At 56.0% G+C, this 19,499-nt stretch carries 16 protein-coding genes; 13 read left to right on the forward strand and 3 right to left on the reverse strand.

The features are described 5' to 3' along the window. Nucleotides 1-66: 66 nt before the first annotated feature. From IEY11_RS06145 to IEY11_RS06185, 9 genes are all read left to right on the forward strand, one after another. Nucleotides 67-1,080, forward strand: a complete 1,014-nt coding sequence (locus IEY11_RS06145) for a sirohydrochlorin cobaltochelatase (protein WP_407926644.1) — start codon at nt 67-69, stop codon at nt 1,078-1,080. A gap of 601 nt (nt 1,081-1,681) precedes the next feature. Next, on the forward strand, nt 1,682-2,578 hold the full coding sequence (locus tag IEY11_RS06150; RefSeq protein ID WP_188886083.1) for a hypothetical protein: 897 nt from the start codon (nt 1,682-1,684) through the stop codon (nt 2,576-2,578). Beyond that, nucleotides 2,575-3,720 carry an ABC transporter substrate-binding protein gene (locus IEY11_RS06155; RefSeq protein ID WP_188886084.1) on the forward strand — a complete coding sequence of 382 codons (1,146 nt, stop codon included), beginning with the start codon at nt 2,575-2,577 and terminating at the stop codon, nt 3,718-3,720. Before IEY11_RS06150 ends, IEY11_RS06155 begins: the two co-directional genes overlap by 4 nt. Nucleotides 3,721-3,736: 16 nt before the next feature. Further along, a complete protein-coding gene (locus IEY11_RS06160; RefSeq protein WP_110435734.1) occupies nt 3,737-4,750 on the forward strand; it encodes a FecCD family ABC transporter permease in 1,014 nt (337 codons plus the stop codon). 673 nt (nt 4,751-5,423) lie between these two features. After that, a complete protein-coding gene (locus IEY11_RS06165) occupies nt 5,424-6,545 on the forward strand; it encodes an ABC transporter ATP-binding protein (RefSeq protein WP_188886085.1) in 1,122 nt (373 codons plus the stop codon). Between the two features lie 207 nt (nt 6,546-6,752). Then, complete coding sequence (locus IEY11_RS14875) at nt 6,753-7,475, forward strand: lysozyme family protein (protein WP_243183965.1); 723 nt, start codon at nt 6,753-6,755, stop codon at nt 7,473-7,475. Between the two features lie 281 nt (nt 7,476-7,756). After that, nucleotides 7,757-8,782 (forward strand): methionine ABC transporter ATP-binding protein, encoded by a 1,026-nt coding sequence (locus IEY11_RS06175; protein WP_110435732.1) that lies wholly within the window; start codon nt 7,757-7,759, stop codon nt 8,780-8,782. Next, entirely contained in the window at nt 8,769-9,422 is a 654-nt protein-coding gene (locus tag IEY11_RS06180; RefSeq protein WP_188886086.1) for a methionine ABC transporter permease, read from the forward strand. Before IEY11_RS06175 ends, IEY11_RS06180 begins: the two co-directional genes overlap by 14 nt. A gap of 70 nt (nt 9,423-9,492) precedes the next feature. Next, a complete protein-coding gene (locus tag IEY11_RS06185; protein WP_110435730.1) occupies nt 9,493-10,344 on the forward strand; it encodes a MetQ/NlpA family ABC transporter substrate-binding protein in 852 nt (283 codons plus the stop codon). Nucleotides 10,345-10,666: 322 nt separating this feature from the next. Here the strand turns inward: IEY11_RS06185 and IEY11_RS06190 are convergent, their stop codons facing one another. The 3 genes from IEY11_RS06190 to IEY11_RS06200 are packed head-to-tail and all read right to left on the reverse strand — an operon-like array spanning nt 10,667 to nt 11,884. Next, nucleotides 10,667-10,933 carry a barstar family protein gene (locus IEY11_RS06190; protein WP_188886087.1) on the reverse strand — a complete coding sequence of 89 codons (267 nt, stop codon included), beginning with the start codon at nt 10,931-10,933 and terminating at the stop codon, nt 10,667-10,669. Between the two features lie 33 nt (nt 10,934-10,966). Beyond that, a complete protein-coding gene (locus IEY11_RS06195) occupies nt 10,967-11,440 on the reverse strand; it encodes a ribonuclease domain-containing protein (protein ID WP_188886088.1) in 474 nt (157 codons plus the stop codon). A gap of 6 nt (nt 11,441-11,446) precedes the next feature. Next, complete coding sequence (locus IEY11_RS06200) at nt 11,447-11,884, reverse strand: hypothetical protein (RefSeq protein ID WP_188886089.1); 438 nt, start codon at nt 11,882-11,884, stop codon at nt 11,447-11,449. Nucleotides 11,885-12,964: 1,080 nt separating this feature from the next. Between IEY11_RS06200 and IEY11_RS06205 the strand changes: the two genes are divergently transcribed. The 4 genes from IEY11_RS06205 (at nt 12,965) to IEY11_RS06220 (ending at nt 19,482) form a co-directional block, all read left to right on the forward strand. Further along, entirely contained in the window at nt 12,965-13,336 is a 372-nt protein-coding gene (locus IEY11_RS06205; RefSeq protein WP_118360575.1) for a BlaI/MecI/CopY family transcriptional regulator, read from the forward strand. Nucleotides 13,337-13,348: 12 nt separating this feature from the next. Next, the gene (locus IEY11_RS06210) at nt 13,349-17,050 is read left to right on the forward strand and encodes a M56 family metallopeptidase (RefSeq protein WP_188886090.1); all 3,702 of its coding nucleotides are present in this window, start codon (nt 13,349-13,351) and stop codon (nt 17,048-17,050) included. Nucleotides 17,051-17,278: 228 nt separating this feature from the next. Beyond that, the gene (locus tag IEY11_RS06215; protein ID WP_110435724.1) at nt 17,279-17,959 is read left to right on the forward strand and encodes a response regulator transcription factor; all 681 of its coding nucleotides are present in this window, start codon (nt 17,279-17,281) and stop codon (nt 17,957-17,959) included. Beyond that, on the forward strand, nt 17,956-19,482 hold the full coding sequence (locus IEY11_RS06220; protein WP_119214784.1) for a sensor histidine kinase: 1,527 nt from the start codon (nt 17,956-17,958) through the stop codon (nt 19,480-19,482). The genes IEY11_RS06215 and IEY11_RS06220 overlap by 4 nt, the downstream gene beginning before the upstream one ends. The last annotated feature ends 17 nt before the right edge of the window (nt 19,483-19,499 follow it).

The raw sequence follows: 19,499 nt of genomic DNA on the forward strand, positions 1-19,499 counted from the left end.
TTTCCGTACCCTTTTTCTTTCAAAGTGTGCGCTTTCGCTTTGCAAGCAAAACGAAGGAGGAAAACCATGAGCAAAGTAAGCAAACTGAAGAAGCTCGGCATTATGCTGATCGTTTCCGGCATGCTGATGTCCATGCTGACCGCTTGCGGCGGCAGCAAGACCGCAGCTGCGGACGACACGAAGGACAATAACACCACTGCACAGACCGATGCGCAGGATCAGACCGATCCGGACGAAAACTATGAAACGGGTGACGCTTCCTTGGACGATCCGCTGAATCAGGATGAAATTGGCGATACCGAGCTGCTTGTAGTCAGCTTCGGCACCAGCTATAACGACAGCCGCCGTGAGACCATCGGCGCCATCGAGAAGGCTATGCAGAAGGCGTTCCCGGATTACGCGGTACGCCGCGGCTTCACCAGCCAGATCATCATCGACCATGTAAATAAGCGTGACGGGGAGAAGATCGACAACGTAACCGAGGCACTGGACCGCGCCGTAGAGAACAAGGTAAAGACCCTGGTTGTTCAGCCGACCCATCTGATGAACGGCCTGGAGTACAACGACCTCAAGGATGAGCTGGCAGGCTATTCGGATTCCTTCGAGAAGATCGTGCTCGGTGAGCCGCTGCTGACCTCTGACGACGACTTCCAGAAGGTTATGAATGCCATCGTAGACGCAACCAAGGAGTATGACGACGGCGAGACCGCAATCTGCTTCATGGGTCACGGCACCGAGGCGGATTCCAACAGCGTTTACACCAAGATGCAGGAGACCCTCAAGGCCGCAGGCTACGACAACTACTTTGTCGGCACTGTTGAGGCAACTCCGTCCCTCGATGACGTAATCGCAGCCGTTAAGGCAGGCGGCTATAAGAAGGTTGTTCTGCGTCCGCTGATGATCGTTGCAGGCGACCATGCCAATAACGATATGGCAGGCGACGAGGACGGCTCCTGGAAGACCGAGTTTGAGAAGGCAGGATTCGAGGTAACCACCGTAGTTGAGGGCCTTGGCTCTGTGCAGGCAATTCAGGATCTGTTTGTTGCACACGCACAGGCAGCGATTGATTCCCTGAAGTAAATCAAGTAAACAGCAGGGTCCGGACCGTGGAATGCGGACGGACCCTGTTTTTGTGAGATTTTGATTTGTTTAATCGGTTTGATAAGTGAACTTGGCGCTTGAGAAGCGAACGGAACTTGCCTACGCGGCGGAGCGCATAAGAGGGTAGACAACCTGCGGTTTTGCCCGTAGGCCACTAAACCTTTTTCCCGCGCCGTGCGCGGATTTAATGAGTACGTACCCTCTTATGAATCTCCCCTTTTCCCTTAGAAAGCACGGCGGCAATCAGAGAGCTGAGACTATAAAGGAACGGCAGTCGGGTTACCACAGCGTTTATTGCGCAAAATATGCGCAGTTCACAGACAGCGTACTGCTACACATATCGGAAAGCCTACGCAGAGGGCGGCACGGCTATGCCGCCCAAAGGATTACGCCTGCGATAACGGTGTGGCACGCACTGTCTGACGCAGAAGAGACCCTTGTCAGCGCGTAAGGGTAGGCCGACTGCCGTGGTGCCTATCCTTTTGGACCTCCCAGCCAAAGGTTGGCTCCTGTTCCTGCTGCTTTAGCAAATAGATAAATCAAAATCCCGTTTATATCGCAAAACAAAGGAGAAGCCACAATGAAGAACAAAAAAGCACTGTTAAGCGCCGTATTTGCGGCATTCATGCTGCTCTCCGCCTGCGGCGGCAGCACCCAGAAGGACACCTCCTCGCAGGACAGCAGCACCACCTCTCAGGTCGCTTCTGCGTCCGATATGGCCGGTGTCGAGGACGTTGTTGAGGACGGTATGACGCCGATCACCGGCGACAAAGTGAAGGACGGTACCTACGATGTAACCGTCGATTCCAGCTCCAACATGTTCAATGTTACCGCATGTGAGCTGACCGTCAAGAACGGCGAAATGACCGCCAAGATGCACATGGGCGGTACCGGTTATCTGTACGTCTATATGGGCACCGGCGAGGAGGCTGCCGCTGCCGCTGAAGCCGACTACATTCCGTTTACCGAGGAAGCCGACGGCACACACAGCTTTACCGTTCCGGTTAAGGCGCTCGATGAGGGAATTGACTGCGCAGCCTTCAGCAAGAAGAAGGAGAAGTGGTACGACCGCACTCTGGTGTTCCGCGCGGACTCTTTGCCGGCAGACGCACTGGCAGACGGCGTAATGACCACCGCTGAGAGCCTGTCTCTCACAGACGGCACCTACACCGCTGACGTAACGCTTTCCGGCGGCTCCGGCCGTGCAAGCGTGGAATCTCCTGCAGCGCTGACCGTTTCGGGCGGCAAGGTGACGGCTAAGATCATCTGGAGCAGCAAAAACTACGATTACATGAAGGTGAACGACGAAAAGTACGATGCTGTGATCGAAAATGAGCACTCCACGTTTGAAATTCCGGTTGCGGGCTTTGACTGGGCGATGCCGGTCGTAGCCGACACCACCGCAATGAGTGAGCCGCATGAGATCGAGTATACGCTGCGTTTTGACTCTGCGTCCATCGCTCCGGCAGCAAAATGAGAAGAATTACAGCATGGTGCCTGAGTGCGGCAGTGCTGCTCGGCGGTCTGTCCGGCTGCGGAACTGCCCGGCAATCGACCGCACAGACGCAGGCGGCGGTCTCGTGGAGAGACATGCAGCCGACCGACAGCATGGATTTGGAGTATGCCGAGTGCTTCTCGGTCGATCACTATGACGGCGGCTATTCGCTCATTACCGTGAAGGACGACGCACGTTATCTGGTCGTTCCGGAAACTGCGTCCGTGCCGGACGGTCTGGACGCGGATATTACGGTGCTGCAGCAGCCGCTGGACAGCATTTATCTGGTCTCCTCAAGTGTCATGGACCAGTTCGTTGCACTGGATGCGCTGGACAGCATTTCACTGTCCGGCACCAGGCAGGACGGTTGGTACATCGACGAAGCCAAGCAGGCGATGGCGGACGGCAAGATCACCTATGCGGGCAAGTACAGCGCGCCGGATTACGAGACCATCTACTCCGCTGACTGCAATCTTGCTATTGAGAATACCATGATCTACCATACGCCTGAGGTAAAGGAGCAGCTCGAAAAGCTGGGTATTCCGGTGTTTGTCGAGCGTTCCAGCTACGAGCCGCACGCACTCGGCCGCATGGAATGGATCAAGGTGTACGGCACGCTGCTCGGCTGCGAGGACAAGGCGGAAAAGCTGTTTGCGGATAAGGTGGACGGCATTGTGGACATCCTCCAGAAGCCGGCAGTCGGCAAGACGGTTTCGTTCTTTTACATCACGTCAAACGGTGCGGTCAATGTTCGCAAATCCACGGATTATATCGCGGAGATGCTCAGTCTGGCAGGAGGAAAGTACATTTTTGATGATCTGACGGACGATACGGCAAAGTCCACCGTCAACATGCAGATGGAGAGCTTTTACGCCGGAGCCAGGGACGCGGATGTGATGATCTACAACGCCACAATCGACAGTGAGCTGCAGACGCTTGACCAGCTGTTGGAAAAAAGTACGCTGCTTGCGGACTTCAAGGCCGTGAAAACCGGCAATGTGTGGTGTACAGAGAAGAATCTGTACCAGTCCACAATGGAACTGGACGAGCTGATCCGCGACTTCCATACCGTCATTGCAGACGGCGACCCGTCCACACTGAAATACTTACACAAGCTGTCCTGAAAGGAGAGGATTTCCCATGAAACCGCAGCCTAAAATGCGTTATGCGGGCGCGTTTGCCGTGCTTCTGGCACTGCTGGCCGTGCTGTTCGTGTGGAATGTCAACTCGGGCAGCCTGCACCTGTCAGTACGAGAGGTCGCGCAGATTCTGCTGACGCACAGCGGCGACAATGCGGTCATCGTGTGGGAGATTCGTCTGCCGCGTATCTTCGCGGCCATTCTACTCGGCGGTGCGCTGTCGGTCTCCGGCTTTCTGCTGCAGACCTTTTTCGCCAACCCGATCGCGGGACCGTTCGTGCTGGGTATTTCCTCGGGCGCCAAGCTGACGGTTGCGCTGACGATGATCGGCGCGCTGTCCTGCGGGCGCGTGCTCGGCTCTGCTGTCATGATAACAGCTGCCTTTGCGGGAGCCATGCTTTCGATGGGCTTTGTGCTGCTCATCGCGCAGCGCGTGCGGCAGATGCCGCTGCTAGTCGTGAGCGGCGTGATGATCGGTTATATCTGCTCAGCGGTGACGGATTTCGTCATTACCTTTGCCGAGGATTCCAATATTGTCAACCTGCATAACTGGTCGATGGGCAGCTTTTCGGGCATTTCCTGGGACAATATCCGCGTGATGACGCCGGTGGTGCTGGTGTCGCTCGTGTGCGTGTTCCTGCTGTCCAAGCCGATCGGTGCGTACCAGCTCGGAGAGGGGTATGCCCGCAGTATGGGCGTCAATATCACCGCGTTCCGCGTGGTGCTGATCCTGCTGTCGAGCGTGCTCTCGGCGTGTGTAGCGGCGTTTGCCGGACCGATTTCGTTCGTCGGCATCGCGGTTCCGCATCTTGCGAAAAGCCTGTTCGGCACGGCAAAACCGATCCTGATGATACCGGCGTGCTTTCTCGGCGGTGCGGGATTCTGCCTGCTGTGCGATCTCATCGCGCGGACGGTGTTTGCACCGACGGAGCTGAGTATCAGCACAGTGACAGCCCTGTTTGGTGCGCCGGTCGTCATTTATATTATGGTGCATCGGAAGTCCTCCAGAGGGTGAGTTGCGCTCTGCGGAGCGCGGGAGAGTGCGGCGCCCGCCGCGGGGGCAAAAAGGAAGGGACACCTGCGGTTTCCCTTCCTCTTTGAACTCCTACCTTTCCCTTGTGAGATAGTCTGACGCAAACCAGAGACCGGCGACCGCTCCGAAAAGGGGGAACGGCAGACGGGTTACTCTTTCGTGTCTTTCTCCGCTTTTTCGCGGTTCACAGATAACGTACTGCTACACAGGTCGGAAGGTCTCCGCAGGCGCGGCATGGCAGTGCCGCGCAACCCTTGGGCACGCTGTAACGCCCGGCACCTACGAATTTTTCTGCTTAGTAGAATTTATCTACGCAGATGCTGTCTATTATAACCGGCTCACAAATCGTGCGGCACTGTTATGCCGCACCCTGCACAGAGTAGCCGGTATGTGTAGCAGTACGCTATCTGACACTGCGAATATGTGGACACATGGGCGCGTTAAACGTGTCCTGCGGAAGAAAAAATCCTCTGCCGTTCCTTTGCGAGTCTCAGCTCTGCAAATTTCGCCGTGCTATCCCAAAAGGAAACGGGATTCATAAGGGTGGAAACCTTGGTGTCCACCCTTATGCCCCTCGCTGTGGGCACGGCGCCCCTGCCGGGTAGGCAAGATTCTCTTGCTTCGTAAGCAATCATGTTAAAGAAGAAGGTACAAAATGGCCCATCCTTTCGTCGAAACAAAAGAAATGACCGTCGGCTACCGCGGTGTGCCGCTCATCCGCGACATCGCCCTGCGTGTTCACCGCGGTGAGATTTTAACGCTCATCGGTCCGAACGGCTCGGGTAAATCGACAATCCTCAAAAGCCTCATCCGTCAGCTGGCGCTCATCGGCGGTACGGTATATCTGGATGGCAAATCGCTGCAGACTCTGCCTGAACGTGACCTTGCGCGCACGATGTCCGTGCTGCTCACCGAGCATGTGCGGCCGGAGCTGATGACCTGCTGGGATGTGGCGGCTGCAGGCCGCTATCCGTACACCGGACGGCTGGGTCTGCTCAGTGACGAGGACCGCGTCAAGGTGGACGAGGCGCTTGCGCTTGTCGGCGCGGATGAACTTGCCGACCGCGATTTTTCCTGCATCAGCGATGGACAGCGGCAGCGTGTGCTGCTGGCCCGTGCCATCTGCCAGGAGCCGGAGGTCATTGTGCTCGATGAGCCCACCTCCTTCCTCGACATTCGCTACAAGCTGGAACTGCTGACCGTGCTCAAGCAGCTGGTGCGCGAAAAGCAGGTGGCGGTCATTCTCTCGCTGCATGAGATTGATCTGGCGCAGAAGCTGTCCGATCGGCTCATCTGCGTTCACAACGGCAGAATTGAGCGCTGCGGTACGCCGGAGCAGGTATTCACCGGCGATTACATCCGCACCCTGTATGACCTCGAGCGCGGCACTTATAACGAGCAGTTCGGCAGTCTGGAGCTCGAGCGGGTGACAGGCGAGCCGCGCGTGTTCGTTATCGGCGGCGGCGGAAGCGGAACGGCACTGTACCGCAGACTGCAGCGGCGCGGCATTCCATTCGCGGCAGGCGTTCTGCCGGAGAACGATGTAGAGCTGCCGACGGCTCGTGCTCTGGCGGTCGAGACCGTCACCGAGCGGGCGTATCAGCCGATCGGTGAGGACGCTTACGCGCGTGCGCAGGCGCTTGTACGGCAGTGCGGAAATGCGGTCTGCTGTCTGGATTTGTTCGGTCCGGTCAACGAAAAAAACCGCGTGCTGCGCGACTGGGCACAGCAGGAGGGGCTGCTGCGGAGCAAATCAGAATTGGAAAATATTACATGATGATCGCCTGAAATGTTGCTCAAAACGCAATGTTGTGGTAAAATAGCCAATAATGCCAATGGTGACAGGGAAGGTTCCGCCCGGTCACCGGCGAGAGCAACCACTTTGTCACAGGAAAGTGATAACATGGCAAGAAAGCAACAAAAACGACATAACAGAGGCAGCGATCGGCGGAAAACCGCCCATGCATATCGCAGTACGCGGCATATGCAGCCGGTAAGAACGCAGAAAACGGTCAGACGCCGTCTGCCCGAGGCGGAAGTGCGCCGCAGACAGCGGGCACGCCGTCGGCAGTTTGCGCTGCTCGGGCTGGCAGTCCTGCTCATTGTGCTTATTTTCGCCTTTCGGCATTTGATCAGCACACCGCAGCAGAGCGGCGCGGACGGTGGTACCGGCAATTCCGGCACGAGCGCGACCGAGGAGGTCAAGCAGGTAGCCAAGGCAGTGAATGTCTATCAGTCGGTTATGTACTATCAGCCGGTGGTGCAGAAATACGCCGAACAGAACGGCATTCCGGAGTACACGGATGTACTGCTGGCTATCATGCAGGTGGAGAGCGGCGGCAAGCTGACCGATATCATGCAGTCCTCCGGCAGCGCCGGATTGCCGAACGATTCACTCGAGGAGGAGAGCTCGATCCGGCAGGGCTGCACCTATTTTGCACACCTGCTGAGCAAGGGCAAATCGCTGGACTGTGATCTGGACTGCATCATTCAGGCGTATAATTACGGCAGCGGTTTCCTCGATTACGCGGCCAAGTTCAACGGTGTGTACAGCACCGAGCTGGCTGAGAAATTCGCGGAGAAGCAGTCTGGCGGCAATACCATCCAGTATGATAACCCGATGGCAGTTCAGGAAAACGGCGGCTGGCGGTATGCCTACGGCAATATGTTCTATGCCCGTCTGGTTAAGCAGTATTTGATCGAGTGATCGTATTTTACGCTCTGTTTGGACAAAACTACTTGACAAACCGCCTGTAAAAAGCTATACTTATCCCACAGCTTAGAGTATTTAAACCGCAGGAAAAGGAGGAAATCACCGTGCGTGCAGTTCGAATGGAAATGTGCATGATGTGTGGTTCTGCTCGTTTTTCTGCGAAGCAGCCGTAAGGCTGAAACGCGTAAGCGGGCCGCTTTTCATGCGGCTGATACAGAAAACGGGCGGAAAGCAGAAACCTGCTTTCCGCTTTTCTTTTGAAAATGTAAGGAGGAATGAATGTGGCACAGGATGTGATCGTCCGGATTCAGGGTCTAAACAAGACCTTTCGCGGCAGAGCCGGAACGGTAGTTGCGCTGAACGGTATCGACCTTGATATCTATCGCGGCGAGATTTTCGGCATTATCGGTCTTTCGGGCGCAGGCAAGTCCACACTGGTACGCTGTATCAACTTTTTGGAGAAGCCCACCGAGGGCACGGTAACGGTGGATGGACAGGAGCTCGGCAGACTGAGCAAAAAACAGCTGCTCGAGGCTCGCCGGTCGATGGGTATGATCTTCCAGCAGTTCAACCTGCTGCAGCAGAGAACCGCACTGCAGAATATCTGTTTTCCGCTCGAGATTGCGGGAACGAGCAAAGCCGATGCGGAAAAGCGGGCGCGTGAGCTGCTTGAGATCGTCGGTCTGTCAGACCGTGCGGATAACTATCCGAGCCAGCTGTCCGGCGGTCAGCAGCAGCGTGTGGCGATTGCACGAGCACTTGCGACCAACCCGAAAATCCTGCTGTGCGACGAGGCGACAAGCGCACTCGACCCGACGACAACGCGGTCGATCCTCGCACTGCTTAAGGAGATCAACAAGACGCTCGGCATCACCATCATCGTTATCACGCATGAGATGGCGGTCATCGAGGAAATCTGCCAGAGAGTTGCGATCATTGATTCCAGCCGTATTGCCGAGGTCGGCACGGTGGACGAGGTGTTCACCCGACCGAAATCTGCAATGGCCAAGCAGCTTATCTATCCGGACGGCAAGCGCAATTCTCTTGCGACCGGCAAGCGGTACTGCCGCATTGTATTCGACGGCAATTCGTCGTTCGAGCCGGTGGTATCCAACATGGTGCTCGAGTGCAAGGCGCCGGTCAATATTATGTTCGCGGACACCAAGAACATCGATGGCAAGGCTTACGGTCAGATGATCCTGCAGCTTCCCGAGGACGAACGCGCAGCAAAACGCGCACTGGCGTACCTCGAAACCCAGAACGTACACGCAGAGGAGGTAGCCGATTATGCTTCCGTTTAATGTTTGGGCGCAGAGCCTTTGGGAAACCCTGTATATGGTCATTGTTTCGACCGTTATCTCGTATGCGATCGGTCTGCCGCTCGGTCTGACGCTGGTTGTTACCGATAAGGGCGGCATCCGTCCGATGCCGATCGTCAACACGGTTCTGGGCGTGGTTGTCAATATCCTGCGCTCTGTCCCGTTCCTGATTCTTGCCGTTATGATTACGCCGATTACGCGCGCGATGGTCGGCAAGGCCATCGGCACCACTGCGATGATCGTTCCGCTGACCTTTGCGGCAGCACCGTATGTAGCCCGCATGGTTGAATCCTCCATCAAGGAGGTGCCGTTTGGTGTGATCGAAGCCGCACAGTCCATGGGTGCAAGCCCGTGGCAGATCGTGTGGAAGGTGCTCGTGCCGGAGGCAAAGCCGTCCCTGATGGTCGGCGGCGCGATTTCGGTCGTTACCATCCTCGGCTATTCCGCAATGGCAGGCTTTATCGGCGGCGGCGGTCTGGGTACCGTAGCCGTAAACTACGGCTATAACCGCTATAATTTCCCGATCATGCTGGTAGCGGTTATTATTATCGTTATCGTTGTTCAGATTTTCCAGGAGGTCGGCATGCGTCTTGCACACCATCTGGATAAGAGAAACAGATAATCGTTTTTCATTCTCACTTTTATTTTGTTATCATTAAAAATGATATATATCAGAAAAGGAGCGAATTCCCATGAAGAAGACAATCGCAGCAATCCTGGCAGGCGCCCTGTGCCTGACCGCCCTGACCGCTTGCGGCGGCAGCAAGACCGACAGCGCTGCAGCTGACAGCAGCAGCGCAGCAGCAGGCGACGACAAGACGATCACTGTTGGCGCTACCCCGACTCCGCACGCTGAAATCCTGAATGCGGCAAAGGACGCACTCAAGGCTGAGGGCTACACCCTGAATGTTGTTGAGTTCACCGACTATGTGCAGCCGAACACCGCACTGGTTGACGGTGATCTGGATGCAAACTACTTCCAGCACACTCCGTACCTGAACAACTTCAACAAGGAGAACGGCACGGATCTGGCTGCTGCATTCGATATGCACTACGAGCCGTTCGGCATTTACGCCGGTAAGACCGCTTCCATCGAGGAGCTGAAGGACGGCGCTTCCATTGCCATCCCGAACGACGGCTCCAACGAGACCCGCGCACTGCTTCTGCTGCAGGATGCCGGTCTAATCAAGCTGAAGGACGGCATTGACCCGACCTCCGACGCTACCAAGCTGGATATCACCGAGAACCCGAAGAACCTGGACATCCAGGAGATCGCTGCTGAGCAGCTGCCGCGTTCTCTGGCAGACGTTGACCTTGCTGTTATCAACGGCAACTATGCACTGCAGGCAGACCTGAACGCCGCTGAGGACTCCCTCATCACCGAGAACCCGGACTACGCTAAGGTCTATGTAAACGTAGTTGCTTGCCGTTCCGGTGAGGAGAACAGCGACAAGATTCAGGCACTGAAGAAGGCGCTGCAGAGCGACGACGTTAAGAAGTACGTTGACGAGACCTATAAGGGTGCAGTCGTAACCGTATTCTAACTTCGATCACGACCACGCTCGTGATCGAGGAGGACATGCCGAGCAATAGCTCGGACATGTCTGGGGCGGGATTCTGCGCGTCCGCTTTGCGGGCACACAGAATCCCTTACTTGTATAAAATCCCACGCACATGTCGCGGGATTTTATGAAAAGAGGCGGCATAGACCGCCTTTTTCTATTATATGCGCGCTTACGCGCTGTCCGCTGCGGCGGAGCCAATGGCTCGGATTTCTGGACGAAATCCTGCCATGCGGGTGCGGCTTGCAAGCAAGCCGGAATAAAAAGAAAACCGAGGCGGATGCCTCGGTTTTTGTTTTGCCTGTTACTGTACATTCAGCGTAAACGCCGGATTTTCGGCGGCCGCATCCGCCAGCACGCGGAGCACCAGCTCGCCGTAATTGCCGAGATGCGCGACCAGCATCTCCGGGTGCCGCAACGTGAGCCGCGCCGCCGGATAGGCGGTCAGCAGGTCGTACAGCGCGTCCAGATTGCGGCCGTAGTCGGCAGGAAAGCCGCACACCTTGGTCAGCACATCGTGCAGATGCTCGCGCGTGTACAGCGTTTCCGCGTCCAGAAGCAGTTCTTTCATTCTCATTCCCCCGAAATTGAATTATTGTAAAAGCTATTCTGTGATTTCCTCAAAACTCTCGTAATGGTCGGCGGTGTAGTAGATTCGGCCGTCGTCCGCGTAGACCAGCCGTTCCGCGCCGCGCTTGTCGGCTCCGCGGGTGTTGAGGTCACACTCGTGATAGTTGCCGTCCGGCAGGGTGCCTTCGTAGTTGCCGAACCGGTCGCCGCCGATCGAGCAGCCGGGTGCATACGGCTCGAGCGAGCCGCCCTGCCAGCCGAGTGCCTGCGCCTGCTTTTTCGTGATGTAGTTGGAGGGTAAGTGCCCGTATTCGGTCAGATAGGCGGAAACCTCGTCCTTGCTGTCGTACTGCCCATCCTCGGTGACGGAAACAGCGGAAGCGCTGTCCGAGGTGATGATGGCGGTCGGTCCGTCCGCCCCGCCAATAATGCCGATTTGACCGGCACAGCCGGTCAGCGTGCCGAACGTCAGCAGCAGGGACAGCCATAAGGCGGTTAATTTTTTCATATTCTGTTACTCCTTCGCCGTAGGATAGAACAGCACGAACAGATCGTGGTACAGATTGCGTCCGTCACCGCTCTTGATGGCGCGCAGCTTGCCGTTGACGAACACATAGCCGTCCGTATTCACGCCGATCGAGTTGCCGTTCTGGAAGGTTACGGTCAGGCGGTTGGCAGTCAGCTTGTTCTGGCTGGGCTTGATAAAGTGCGGATAGGCGGTGTAGGTCTGCTCACTGAGAAGCTGTATGATAGCGGTTTTCTGGTTGTCGTCGGTTTGTGGTACCTCCACGTCATTCTCGGTGAGGGTGATGGTGGATTGCGGTCCGGTTTCCGCTATGTCGGAAAAGTCCTGGCTGTAAACGTGGGTATAGATCAAACGTCCGGTGGCGAACAGCAGCAGAAGCAGCAGCGTGCCGCAGATGGCCAACACGAACGAAATGGTTTTTCGCATGGGAAATTAACTCCTTTGGGTTTTATATAAAACAGGTTTTTGATTGTGAACGGTAGTTTTTTTGACTGAAATCAAGCGGAGAGCTGCGCTCTGCGGAGCGCGGAAGTTCGCCGCGCCCCGCGGCGGGGCAAGAGGGTAGACACCTACGGTTTCTACCCTCTTAACTCCCGTTTCCCTTTATTTCTTAGTCTGGCGCAGACCAGAGATCGGCGACCGCTTCGATCAGGAGGACGACAGAGGATTTTTTCTACCGTAGGGGAGCACAGTGTGCTCCTATGTCCCGACATCTTCGCAGCGTCAGATAAATTACTGCTACATAGGCGGTTTACTCTGCGCAGGGTGCGGCACAAGGTGAATTGCCCGAAGGGCAAGAGAGGGTCCCCTGGGGGATAGCAGTACCGCACAACTCTTTAACGTGTTATACCAGACGGCACCTGCGAGGATAAATGCTACTAAATAGATAGATTCGTAGGTGCCGTCCATAATCTCCAGACTAACGAGTTGCGCAACACGAGTATGTTGCGCCTGCGTTGACCCTCCGACCTGTGTAGCAGTACGTTATCTGTGAACTGCGAACATTTCACGAAACAAACGCAGTGGTAACCCGACTGTCGTTCTCCTGTTTCGGAGCGGTCGCCGCTCTCCGATTTTCGCCAGACTATCTAACAAGGGAAAGGTAGGAGTTCAAAGAGGAAGGAAAACCGCAGGTTGTCCTTCCTTTTTACCCCCGCGGCGGGTGCCGCGACGTTCCCGCCGCAGCGGCGGCGAATCCCCCGCTGAGGTTCAGCGGAAAACACTCCGCCCGGATAGGGCGAACCCGCCTGCGGCAGTTCGTGTGCCCCGCGCAGCCGGTGCAGAAAAATCCGTGCCGAATTGATAAATCAAACGCATCTAATTAAAGCATATCCTAAAAAAACAGCACTGTCAACGCAATAAAAATTACAAAATGTAAACAATTTGTATATGTCAGCGCACTTTGTGGGAATTTGTGCAATAAGGATTGACAACCATCTTCTACTGTTGTAGAATATAAGCAATAAAAGGTGTTTTACATTTGTAGAATAGAAGGAGGGTTAGACTATGCGAAACGACAAGCGATTGCCCGATGCGGAGCTGGAGGTCATGCAGACAATCTGGTCTCTGGGCACACAGGTCACGGCGGCCGAGGTGCAGCAGCACGCGGATAAGGATTGGAAAATGACCAGCGTGCTCACGTTCCTGTCCCGCCTGTGCGACAAGGGATTTCTTTCCTGCACGAAGGAGGGACGGCAAAACCTGTACACGCCGCTCGTCAGCGAGGAGGACTACCGTCAGCGCGAGAGCGTCGGTTTTCTGCGCCGGCTGTGCGGCGGCTCGGTGAAAAATCTGGTCGCGAGTCTGTCGGATGCGGGCGCACTGACCGAGCAGGACATCGACGAGCTGCGCGCGTTCCTCGACAGGCAGGCGCACTAAGGAGGGGATCTTATGCTGCAATTCTCGGAAAAACTGCTCAACAATCTGATGCAGATCGGCCTGACCGTATCGTTGGCGGCGCTCGTGCCGCTCATTCTGCGGCGGCTGATGAAAAAACGCTATCCGGCCCGTATGGTATGTGTGGTGTGGGCGATTCTCGCGCTGCGGCTGCTCGTTCCGGTGCAGCTGACACTGCCGCAGGCGCCGGTGCAGGTCATGCCGCGCACCAACTATGTGGTGCAGAGCAACCAGACGGCGTTCCGGCAGGCCGGACTGCCGGTTGCGCAGAACCCAGCCCGATGGGTGACGGGCACGCAGGCGCAAATGCTCAGCGCGGCAGACACCGGCACGGTCAAGACCGTGGATATTACCGACATTCTGCTGACACTGTGGCTGGCCGGTGTTATTTCCTGTATACTCTGGCAGGGGATTGGCTATTACCGGCTGATACGCAGCCTGAAAGGTAAGTCCCGTTCGGTCGAACGCGCGGATCTGCACACGATTTTGCAGGAGCAGTGCACCGATCTGGTTATTGACCGGGGAATCCCGCTGCGGGTATCCTCGGCGGCGGACTGCCCGATGCTGGCCGGATTTATCCATCCGACGCTGTATTTGCCGGATGAGCGCATTTCCCGGACGGATGCGGCGTTCATTTTCCGCCACGAGCTGACGCATTACAAGCACGGCGATCTGTGGCTCAAGCTGCTGCTTCTGGCGGCACGCTGTCTGCACTGGTTCAATCCACTGGTGCATCTGATCGCGCGATTTGCGCAGGAGGACATTGAGGCGGCGTGCGACGATGCGGTTGTTCGCGGACACGATGGCGCGTACCGCCGAGCCTACGGCGAGACCATCCTGCGGTCAGCTATCGCGCAGGCGCAAAAGAGAAAGGCTTTGGTGTCCTGCTTCGGTGATGACAAAAAGACGCTCATGCGTCGGTTTGAGGGATTGTTTGACAAGTCAGTCAAAAAACGCGGTGTCGCGCTCGTTGTGATGATCGCGCTTCTGGTCGGCTCGCTCGGCTGCACGATCGCGGTCGGTGATAACGATAAGGGTCTAACGAAAGAGCTGCGTATACAGCTGGCACAAAAACAGGCGAATGAGGCGGAAAATCTCGGTTATACGGTCAAACTGGACGGGAAAGACACCTATTTGATCACGGATAGAGAGTTCAGCGATAATCCGGGCGAAACCATTCCCGGACGTGTGGTACAAAAGCTGACCTTTGCTAAACAGGATGGAGAGTGGGCCGTATCGAACAGCGAGATTGTGCCGGAAAACGGCCGTGTGACTTCTCTGGATGAATTTAAGCTGTTGTATGAGAATGATCTCGGCTTGCCTGATTTCCTCTCGGACAGTAACCAGTGGAAAATCACAAACGGCTACAATATCAGCGACCCGGTAAATGCAGCAGAAGTGCTGCTCGGTATTTTCCCGGCGGCCAGTCAGGTGGAAGGCAGCAACCAAGATGCCGCACCGTACAACGACATCCGCAAGGTAACATTCACGTTTAAGGATAACAGCAAGGTTGTTGTCACGATGGTCAACCAGTTTGGTCAGGGCTGGCTGCCGCAGGACTGGACGGACGGCAGCGGCGTTCGTTCCCGCACCGCGGCGGATCTCGCGCAGCAGTACGCACGCGCAGTTCTGCACAAGAGTGCGCAGTATCTGTTCCCGATTTTGACGCCGGACGGTCAGAAAGATCTTATCACGCAGCAGAAAGCCATGACTGGCGGCGAGCAGTGGACGTGGAAATACGGTCCGTCCTCGCCATCTGCAACGGATTTCGTGCTTGTACCCACCGATGACGAAAATAGCTACTGCGTTGTATTCCGTCTGTCTGGCAGCGGCGTGAATGATGCGCGCTCGGCGTACACCGTGCAGACCATCCGCGAGAACAAAAACAGCTCGGTGATCGGCGATATCCGCGAACTCAGTACGGACAGCATGACGCAGAGCGAATTGTTCCGGACGTACTATGCGACCGGTCTGTCGTGGCCGACCGTGCCGCAGTACATCGACAGCATGGATACGCAGATGATAAGAGGCTACGCCGATCCGGCACAGGCGGCTATGCAGTATTTCGGCATGGCGCTGCGCGGCGATTCCTATCTGATGCTGGTGAAGGACACCGAGGTCATCCGGCGGGCGACCGGTTCGTTCGGTGAAGGCGACAGCAATACAGAAACTGCCGTTGTACAGCTGACATTTGGCGATTCCAGTGCGCCGGTTAAGGTGCAGCTGGAGAAAACCGCTGCGGGCTACTGGCAGCCGGTCGGCGTGGTGGAGGACATCACCGCTAAGAGCGGGGAGCAGGAGCTCGGCATCGGCGCGAACGCAAGAGGTGCGCTGATAACTGGCAAACTGCCGCCTGAGCTGGCAGTCGGTGATACCATCAAATTTACGTTTGCGAATGAGCCGTCCGGCGGCGTACAGCTCACCAACCGGTTGGTCAATCTGGACGGCACCATGCAGGATGCGCTAATAGATGAGCAGACAGTGCTCACCAAAACCGCTGACGGCTGGACGTACACCGTGCCGGAGAGCATGAGCAAGTCGCTTACCTCCACGGCGGTGGAGCCGTATCTGCACGCACTGGTGCTGGAATACACCGATGCCCGTCACATTCAGCACAAGGCGGCGGCGCTGTACGCCATGCAGAACGGGGAGGCGGCCACCGTCGTACACGGTGACGAAACCCTGAACTCGGTGGCATACCGCAATGATGTGCTGGACTATACGCTTGAGCTGCCGCTTTCGTTCCATAATACGGTCGGCATCAGCCAGTATGAGGACGGCAGTGTGCATTTCAATATGCTGGATGAGGCAGACAGCAGCTCGGCGCATGACATCTGCATTATGACGCTGAATGTAGACGCAACCGCCGTTTTGCACAGCGAATACGGCGAAAACTGGACGGAAAACTATCCGTCTCCGGTCAAGCAGCTTGCCGAAAAGGACGGTTTGACCTATTATCTGGCGTATGTGTCCGATGTGCAGTATGACCCGTCCAATCAGGAGATTGCCGCCAAGTACAAGGAAATGTTCACTGCCGCGCAGAATATCACCGCGGAGGATTTTGTACTCGACGACCTGACGGATAAGGACGGTACCGTTCGCCGTGCGCAGCTGCTGACAAGTCTCGGTGCACATTATGCGGTCCTGCATATGGGCGCACAGCATGACCAGCCGTATCAGGTTGCTGTTAATACGGATAATAATTCCTGTGAGGTCTATGTCAGCCGTATGGTTTTCCCGGTGAACGTAAAAGAATACGCCGTGGATCGTGTAACTTTCGAGGATATAACAAACACAGAGCCGATAAAGGTAGAGCATCTGGCGGATTCGACCGATGGCGCCACAGCGGAGCAGTTCGACCTGCTGTATGGCAAACTCGATTTGCCGGTTTATACTGATGATGAACTGAAAAATCTGCAAAACGACTGGAAGGACCATCCGGAGACCCTCGGCAATCCGCACTGGTGTGCATCGACGATACTTGCACTGGGCGGCATGTACAGTAAACCGGATGAGAAATCCGAGTATTATTTCGGCGATAATAATGAGTATGCTGCGCTTTTGTACCGGTTTACCGACCCGAATACCGGTAAAGAGAACGGCAAATACGTCAAGCTGACCATGCACAAGGCAACAGCCGACAGCAGTCTGCCCGCACTGTGGATTCCGTATAGCTACGAGTTGTATACAGCCTAATCCGGCGGTGCTGAGTATAATAACCAATAAAACCTCTGGGCGGCGCTGTTACGCCGCCCTTTGCGTTGAGTAGCCGATATGTGCAGCAGTAGGGTAGGCAAGACCCGTTCGCTTCTCAAGCAGCAACCTCCTGTTCAACAAAAATTGAAAACCCATGATTTTGTTCACACAACGAACAAACACCGGCGGTATACTTGCGGTATTATAAGAATGTAAGGTGGAATTATATTGTCTACTATTTTAATCGCAGACGATGAGGCGCGTATCCGTCGTCTGGTCAGCGACTTTCTCAAGCGGGACGGTCATACCATCGTCGAGGCCGCCGATGGCAAGGAAGCGCTGAATATTCTGGAGAACCGCCGTCCGGGACTGGATATGGCCATTCTGGACGTGATGATGCCGGGGATGGACGGCTTTGAAGTACTGCGGGAGCTGCGCGAGCAGGAGCACGGCGAAACCCACCTGCCGGTTATGCTGCTCACCGCCCGTGCCGAGGACGCAGATCAGGTGCGCGGTCTGGAAGGCGGTGCGGACGATTACGTCACCAAGCCGTTCTCGCCGATCGTGCTGGCGGCCCGCGTGCGCACACTGCTCAAAAGAGAAGGCCGTGCCGGTGCACCGCTCGAACAGCTTGGCAAGCTGTCGGTCAATGAGCTGCGCCGTGAGGTCATGGTGGAGAACAAGCCGATCGACCTGACTCCCAAGGAGTACGAGCTGCTTATCTACTTCAAGAACAATCGTGCGATTGCGCTGTCGCGTGAGAGTATCCTCAATGCAGTATGGGGTTACGATTACTTCGGCGACCTGCGTACCGTGGATACGCACGTTAAAAAGCTGCGCGCCAAGCTCGGCGAGTGCGGCACCATGATCGAAACCGTGCGCGGCTACGGTTACCGCTTTGAGGTATGAAGCTGAAGCATCGGTCAATCCGGTTTACGTTTTTTGCTGCGATCAGCATTATCGCGTTGGTGTTTATCGGTATTCTTGTGCTGCTCAACGTGTTTTTCTATCAGGATTACTATATGATGACACGCCGGAGCGAGCTGCGTGATGCCTACGGCAGCATCTGTACCAGCTACGCGAGTGATTCCTCGGATGTTGCCGCGCTGCTGGACAGCTATGAGAGCCGCAGTGCCATTCGTCTGGCAGTGGTGACCGATAACGGCGATGTGATTACCTCGTCTGCCATGCAGGAGGGTGACGTAGGGTTTGATTTTGGGCACATGGAGCAGAAGTTCCGCAGCTTTGCGGTGCTGGCGTCCGTGGTCCAGAATCGTGACTGGGTAGATTTGGGTAAAAACGAATACCGCTTTATGACGATCAGTCTGCGCGATAATGACCAGTATTTGTGTCTGATCGGTGTGCTGAATGCGGAACACGGTGAATATCTGATCGCATATATGCCCTATGCGTATATCGAACAGAATTCTTCGCTGAATCTGGTGTTTCTGCTGATTGCCGGCGGCTGTGCGCTGCTGATTTGTCTGGGGTGCGGCTATGTTATCTCGCGTCAGTTTACGCGCCCGCTTATTCAAATGGCGGGACTGGCCGACCGGATGAGTGAGCTGGATTTCTCTATGCAGTACACCGGCAAGGGGGACGGCGATGAGATTGACCAGCTGGGACAGTCGCTCAACCGCCTGTCTGCGTATTTGGAGCAGTCGATCGGTGAGCTGAAGGAGTCCAACGATCAGCTGGCACAGGAGATCGAGGAGAAGGAGCGTATCGACAATATGCGGCAGGAGTTCATCGTGAACGTGTCGCATGAGCTGAAAACGCCGATCGCGCTCATTCAGGGCTATGCTGAGGGCCTGACGGCCGGCGTGGCCGATGACCCTGAGGACCGCAAGTTCTACTGTGACACCATCGCCGATGAGGCCGACCACATGAACAAGCTGGTCATGCAGCTGCTCAGTCTGTCGCGGTTGGAGCTGGGTGCAGAGCAGACGTTCGACGAGGATATTGATCTGCATGCACTTTGTGCGGAAGCGGTGCGCAAAACCGCTGTTTTGTGTGAAAATCGAGGTTTGACCGTGGAATATGAGAACGCGCATATTACGGTCCGCACGGACGGCGATCTGCTCGATCAGGTGCTGATGAATTACCTGTCCAACGCTATCCGCTACACGCCTGAGGGAAAGCATATTGAGATTTCGGCCACAAAAACCGGCAACAGCGTGCGCCTGTCCGTGTTCAATGAAGGCGATGGTCTGCCGGAGGAGGAGCTGCCGAAGATCTGGGAGAAATTCTACCGCACCGACCGCGCCCGTACCCGAGAGGCCGGCGGCACCGGCATCGGTCTGTCGCTTGTCCGCGCCATCGCGGATACCCTGCACGGCGCCTGCGGCGCGGAGAACGTCGAAGGCGGTATCTGCTTCTGGTTTGAGCTGCCGGATCTGCTGCCCGCGGAGGACAGCAAGATAAAAGACTGAATTTGTCGAATAGAAAA

Origin of the sequence: Butyricicoccus faecihominis (assembly GCF_014648015.1) — a bacterium.
Lineage (GTDB): Bacteria > Bacillota > Clostridia > Oscillospirales > Butyricicoccaceae > Agathobaculum > Agathobaculum butyriciproducens.

Excerpts from the sequence above, each read along its gene's own strand:
- IEY11_RS06145 (WP_407926644.1), top strand. The coding sequence starts at position 67 with ATGAGCAAAGTAAGCAAACTGAAGAAGCTCGGCATTATGCTGATCGTT.
- IEY11_RS06150 (WP_188886083.1), top strand. The coding sequence starts at position 1,682 with ATGAAGAACAAAAAAGCACTGTTAAGCGCCGTATTTGCGGCATTCATG.
- IEY11_RS06155 (WP_188886084.1), top strand. The coding sequence starts at position 2,575 with ATGAGAAGAATTACAGCATGGTGCCTGAGTGCGGCAGTGCTGCTCGGC.
- IEY11_RS06160 (WP_110435734.1), top strand. The coding sequence starts at position 3,737 with ATGAAACCGCAGCCTAAAATGCGTTATGCGGGCGCGTTTGCCGTGCTT.
- IEY11_RS06165 (WP_188886085.1), top strand. The coding sequence starts at position 5,424 with ATGGCCCATCCTTTCGTCGAAACAAAAGAAATGACCGTCGGCTACCGC.
- IEY11_RS14875 (WP_243183965.1), top strand. The coding sequence starts at position 6,753 with ATGCAGCCGGTAAGAACGCAGAAAACGGTCAGACGCCGTCTGCCCGAG.
- IEY11_RS06175 (WP_110435732.1), top strand. The coding sequence starts at position 7,757 with ATGAATGTGGCACAGGATGTGATCGTCCGGATTCAGGGTCTAAACAAG.
- IEY11_RS06180 (WP_188886086.1), top strand. The coding sequence starts at position 8,769 with ATGCTTCCGTTTAATGTTTGGGCGCAGAGCCTTTGGGAAACCCTGTAT.
- IEY11_RS06185 (WP_110435730.1), top strand. The coding sequence starts at position 9,493 with ATGAAGAAGACAATCGCAGCAATCCTGGCAGGCGCCCTGTGCCTGACC.
- IEY11_RS06190 (WP_188886087.1), bottom strand. The coding sequence starts at position 10,933 with ATGAAAGAACTGCTTCTGGACGCGGAAACGCTGTACACGCGCGAGCAT.
- IEY11_RS06195 (WP_188886088.1), bottom strand. The coding sequence starts at position 11,440 with ATGAAAAAATTAACCGCCTTATGGCTGTCCCTGCTGCTGACGTTCGGC.
- IEY11_RS06200 (WP_188886089.1), bottom strand. The coding sequence starts at position 11,884 with ATGCGAAAAACCATTTCGTTCGTGTTGGCCATCTGCGGCACGCTGCTG.
- IEY11_RS06205 (WP_118360575.1), top strand. The coding sequence starts at position 12,965 with ATGCGAAACGACAAGCGATTGCCCGATGCGGAGCTGGAGGTCATGCAG.
- IEY11_RS06210 (WP_188886090.1), top strand. The coding sequence starts at position 13,349 with ATGCTGCAATTCTCGGAAAAACTGCTCAACAATCTGATGCAGATCGGC.
- IEY11_RS06220 (WP_119214784.1), top strand. The coding sequence starts at position 17,956 with ATGAAGCTGAAGCATCGGTCAATCCGGTTTACGTTTTTTGCTGCGATC.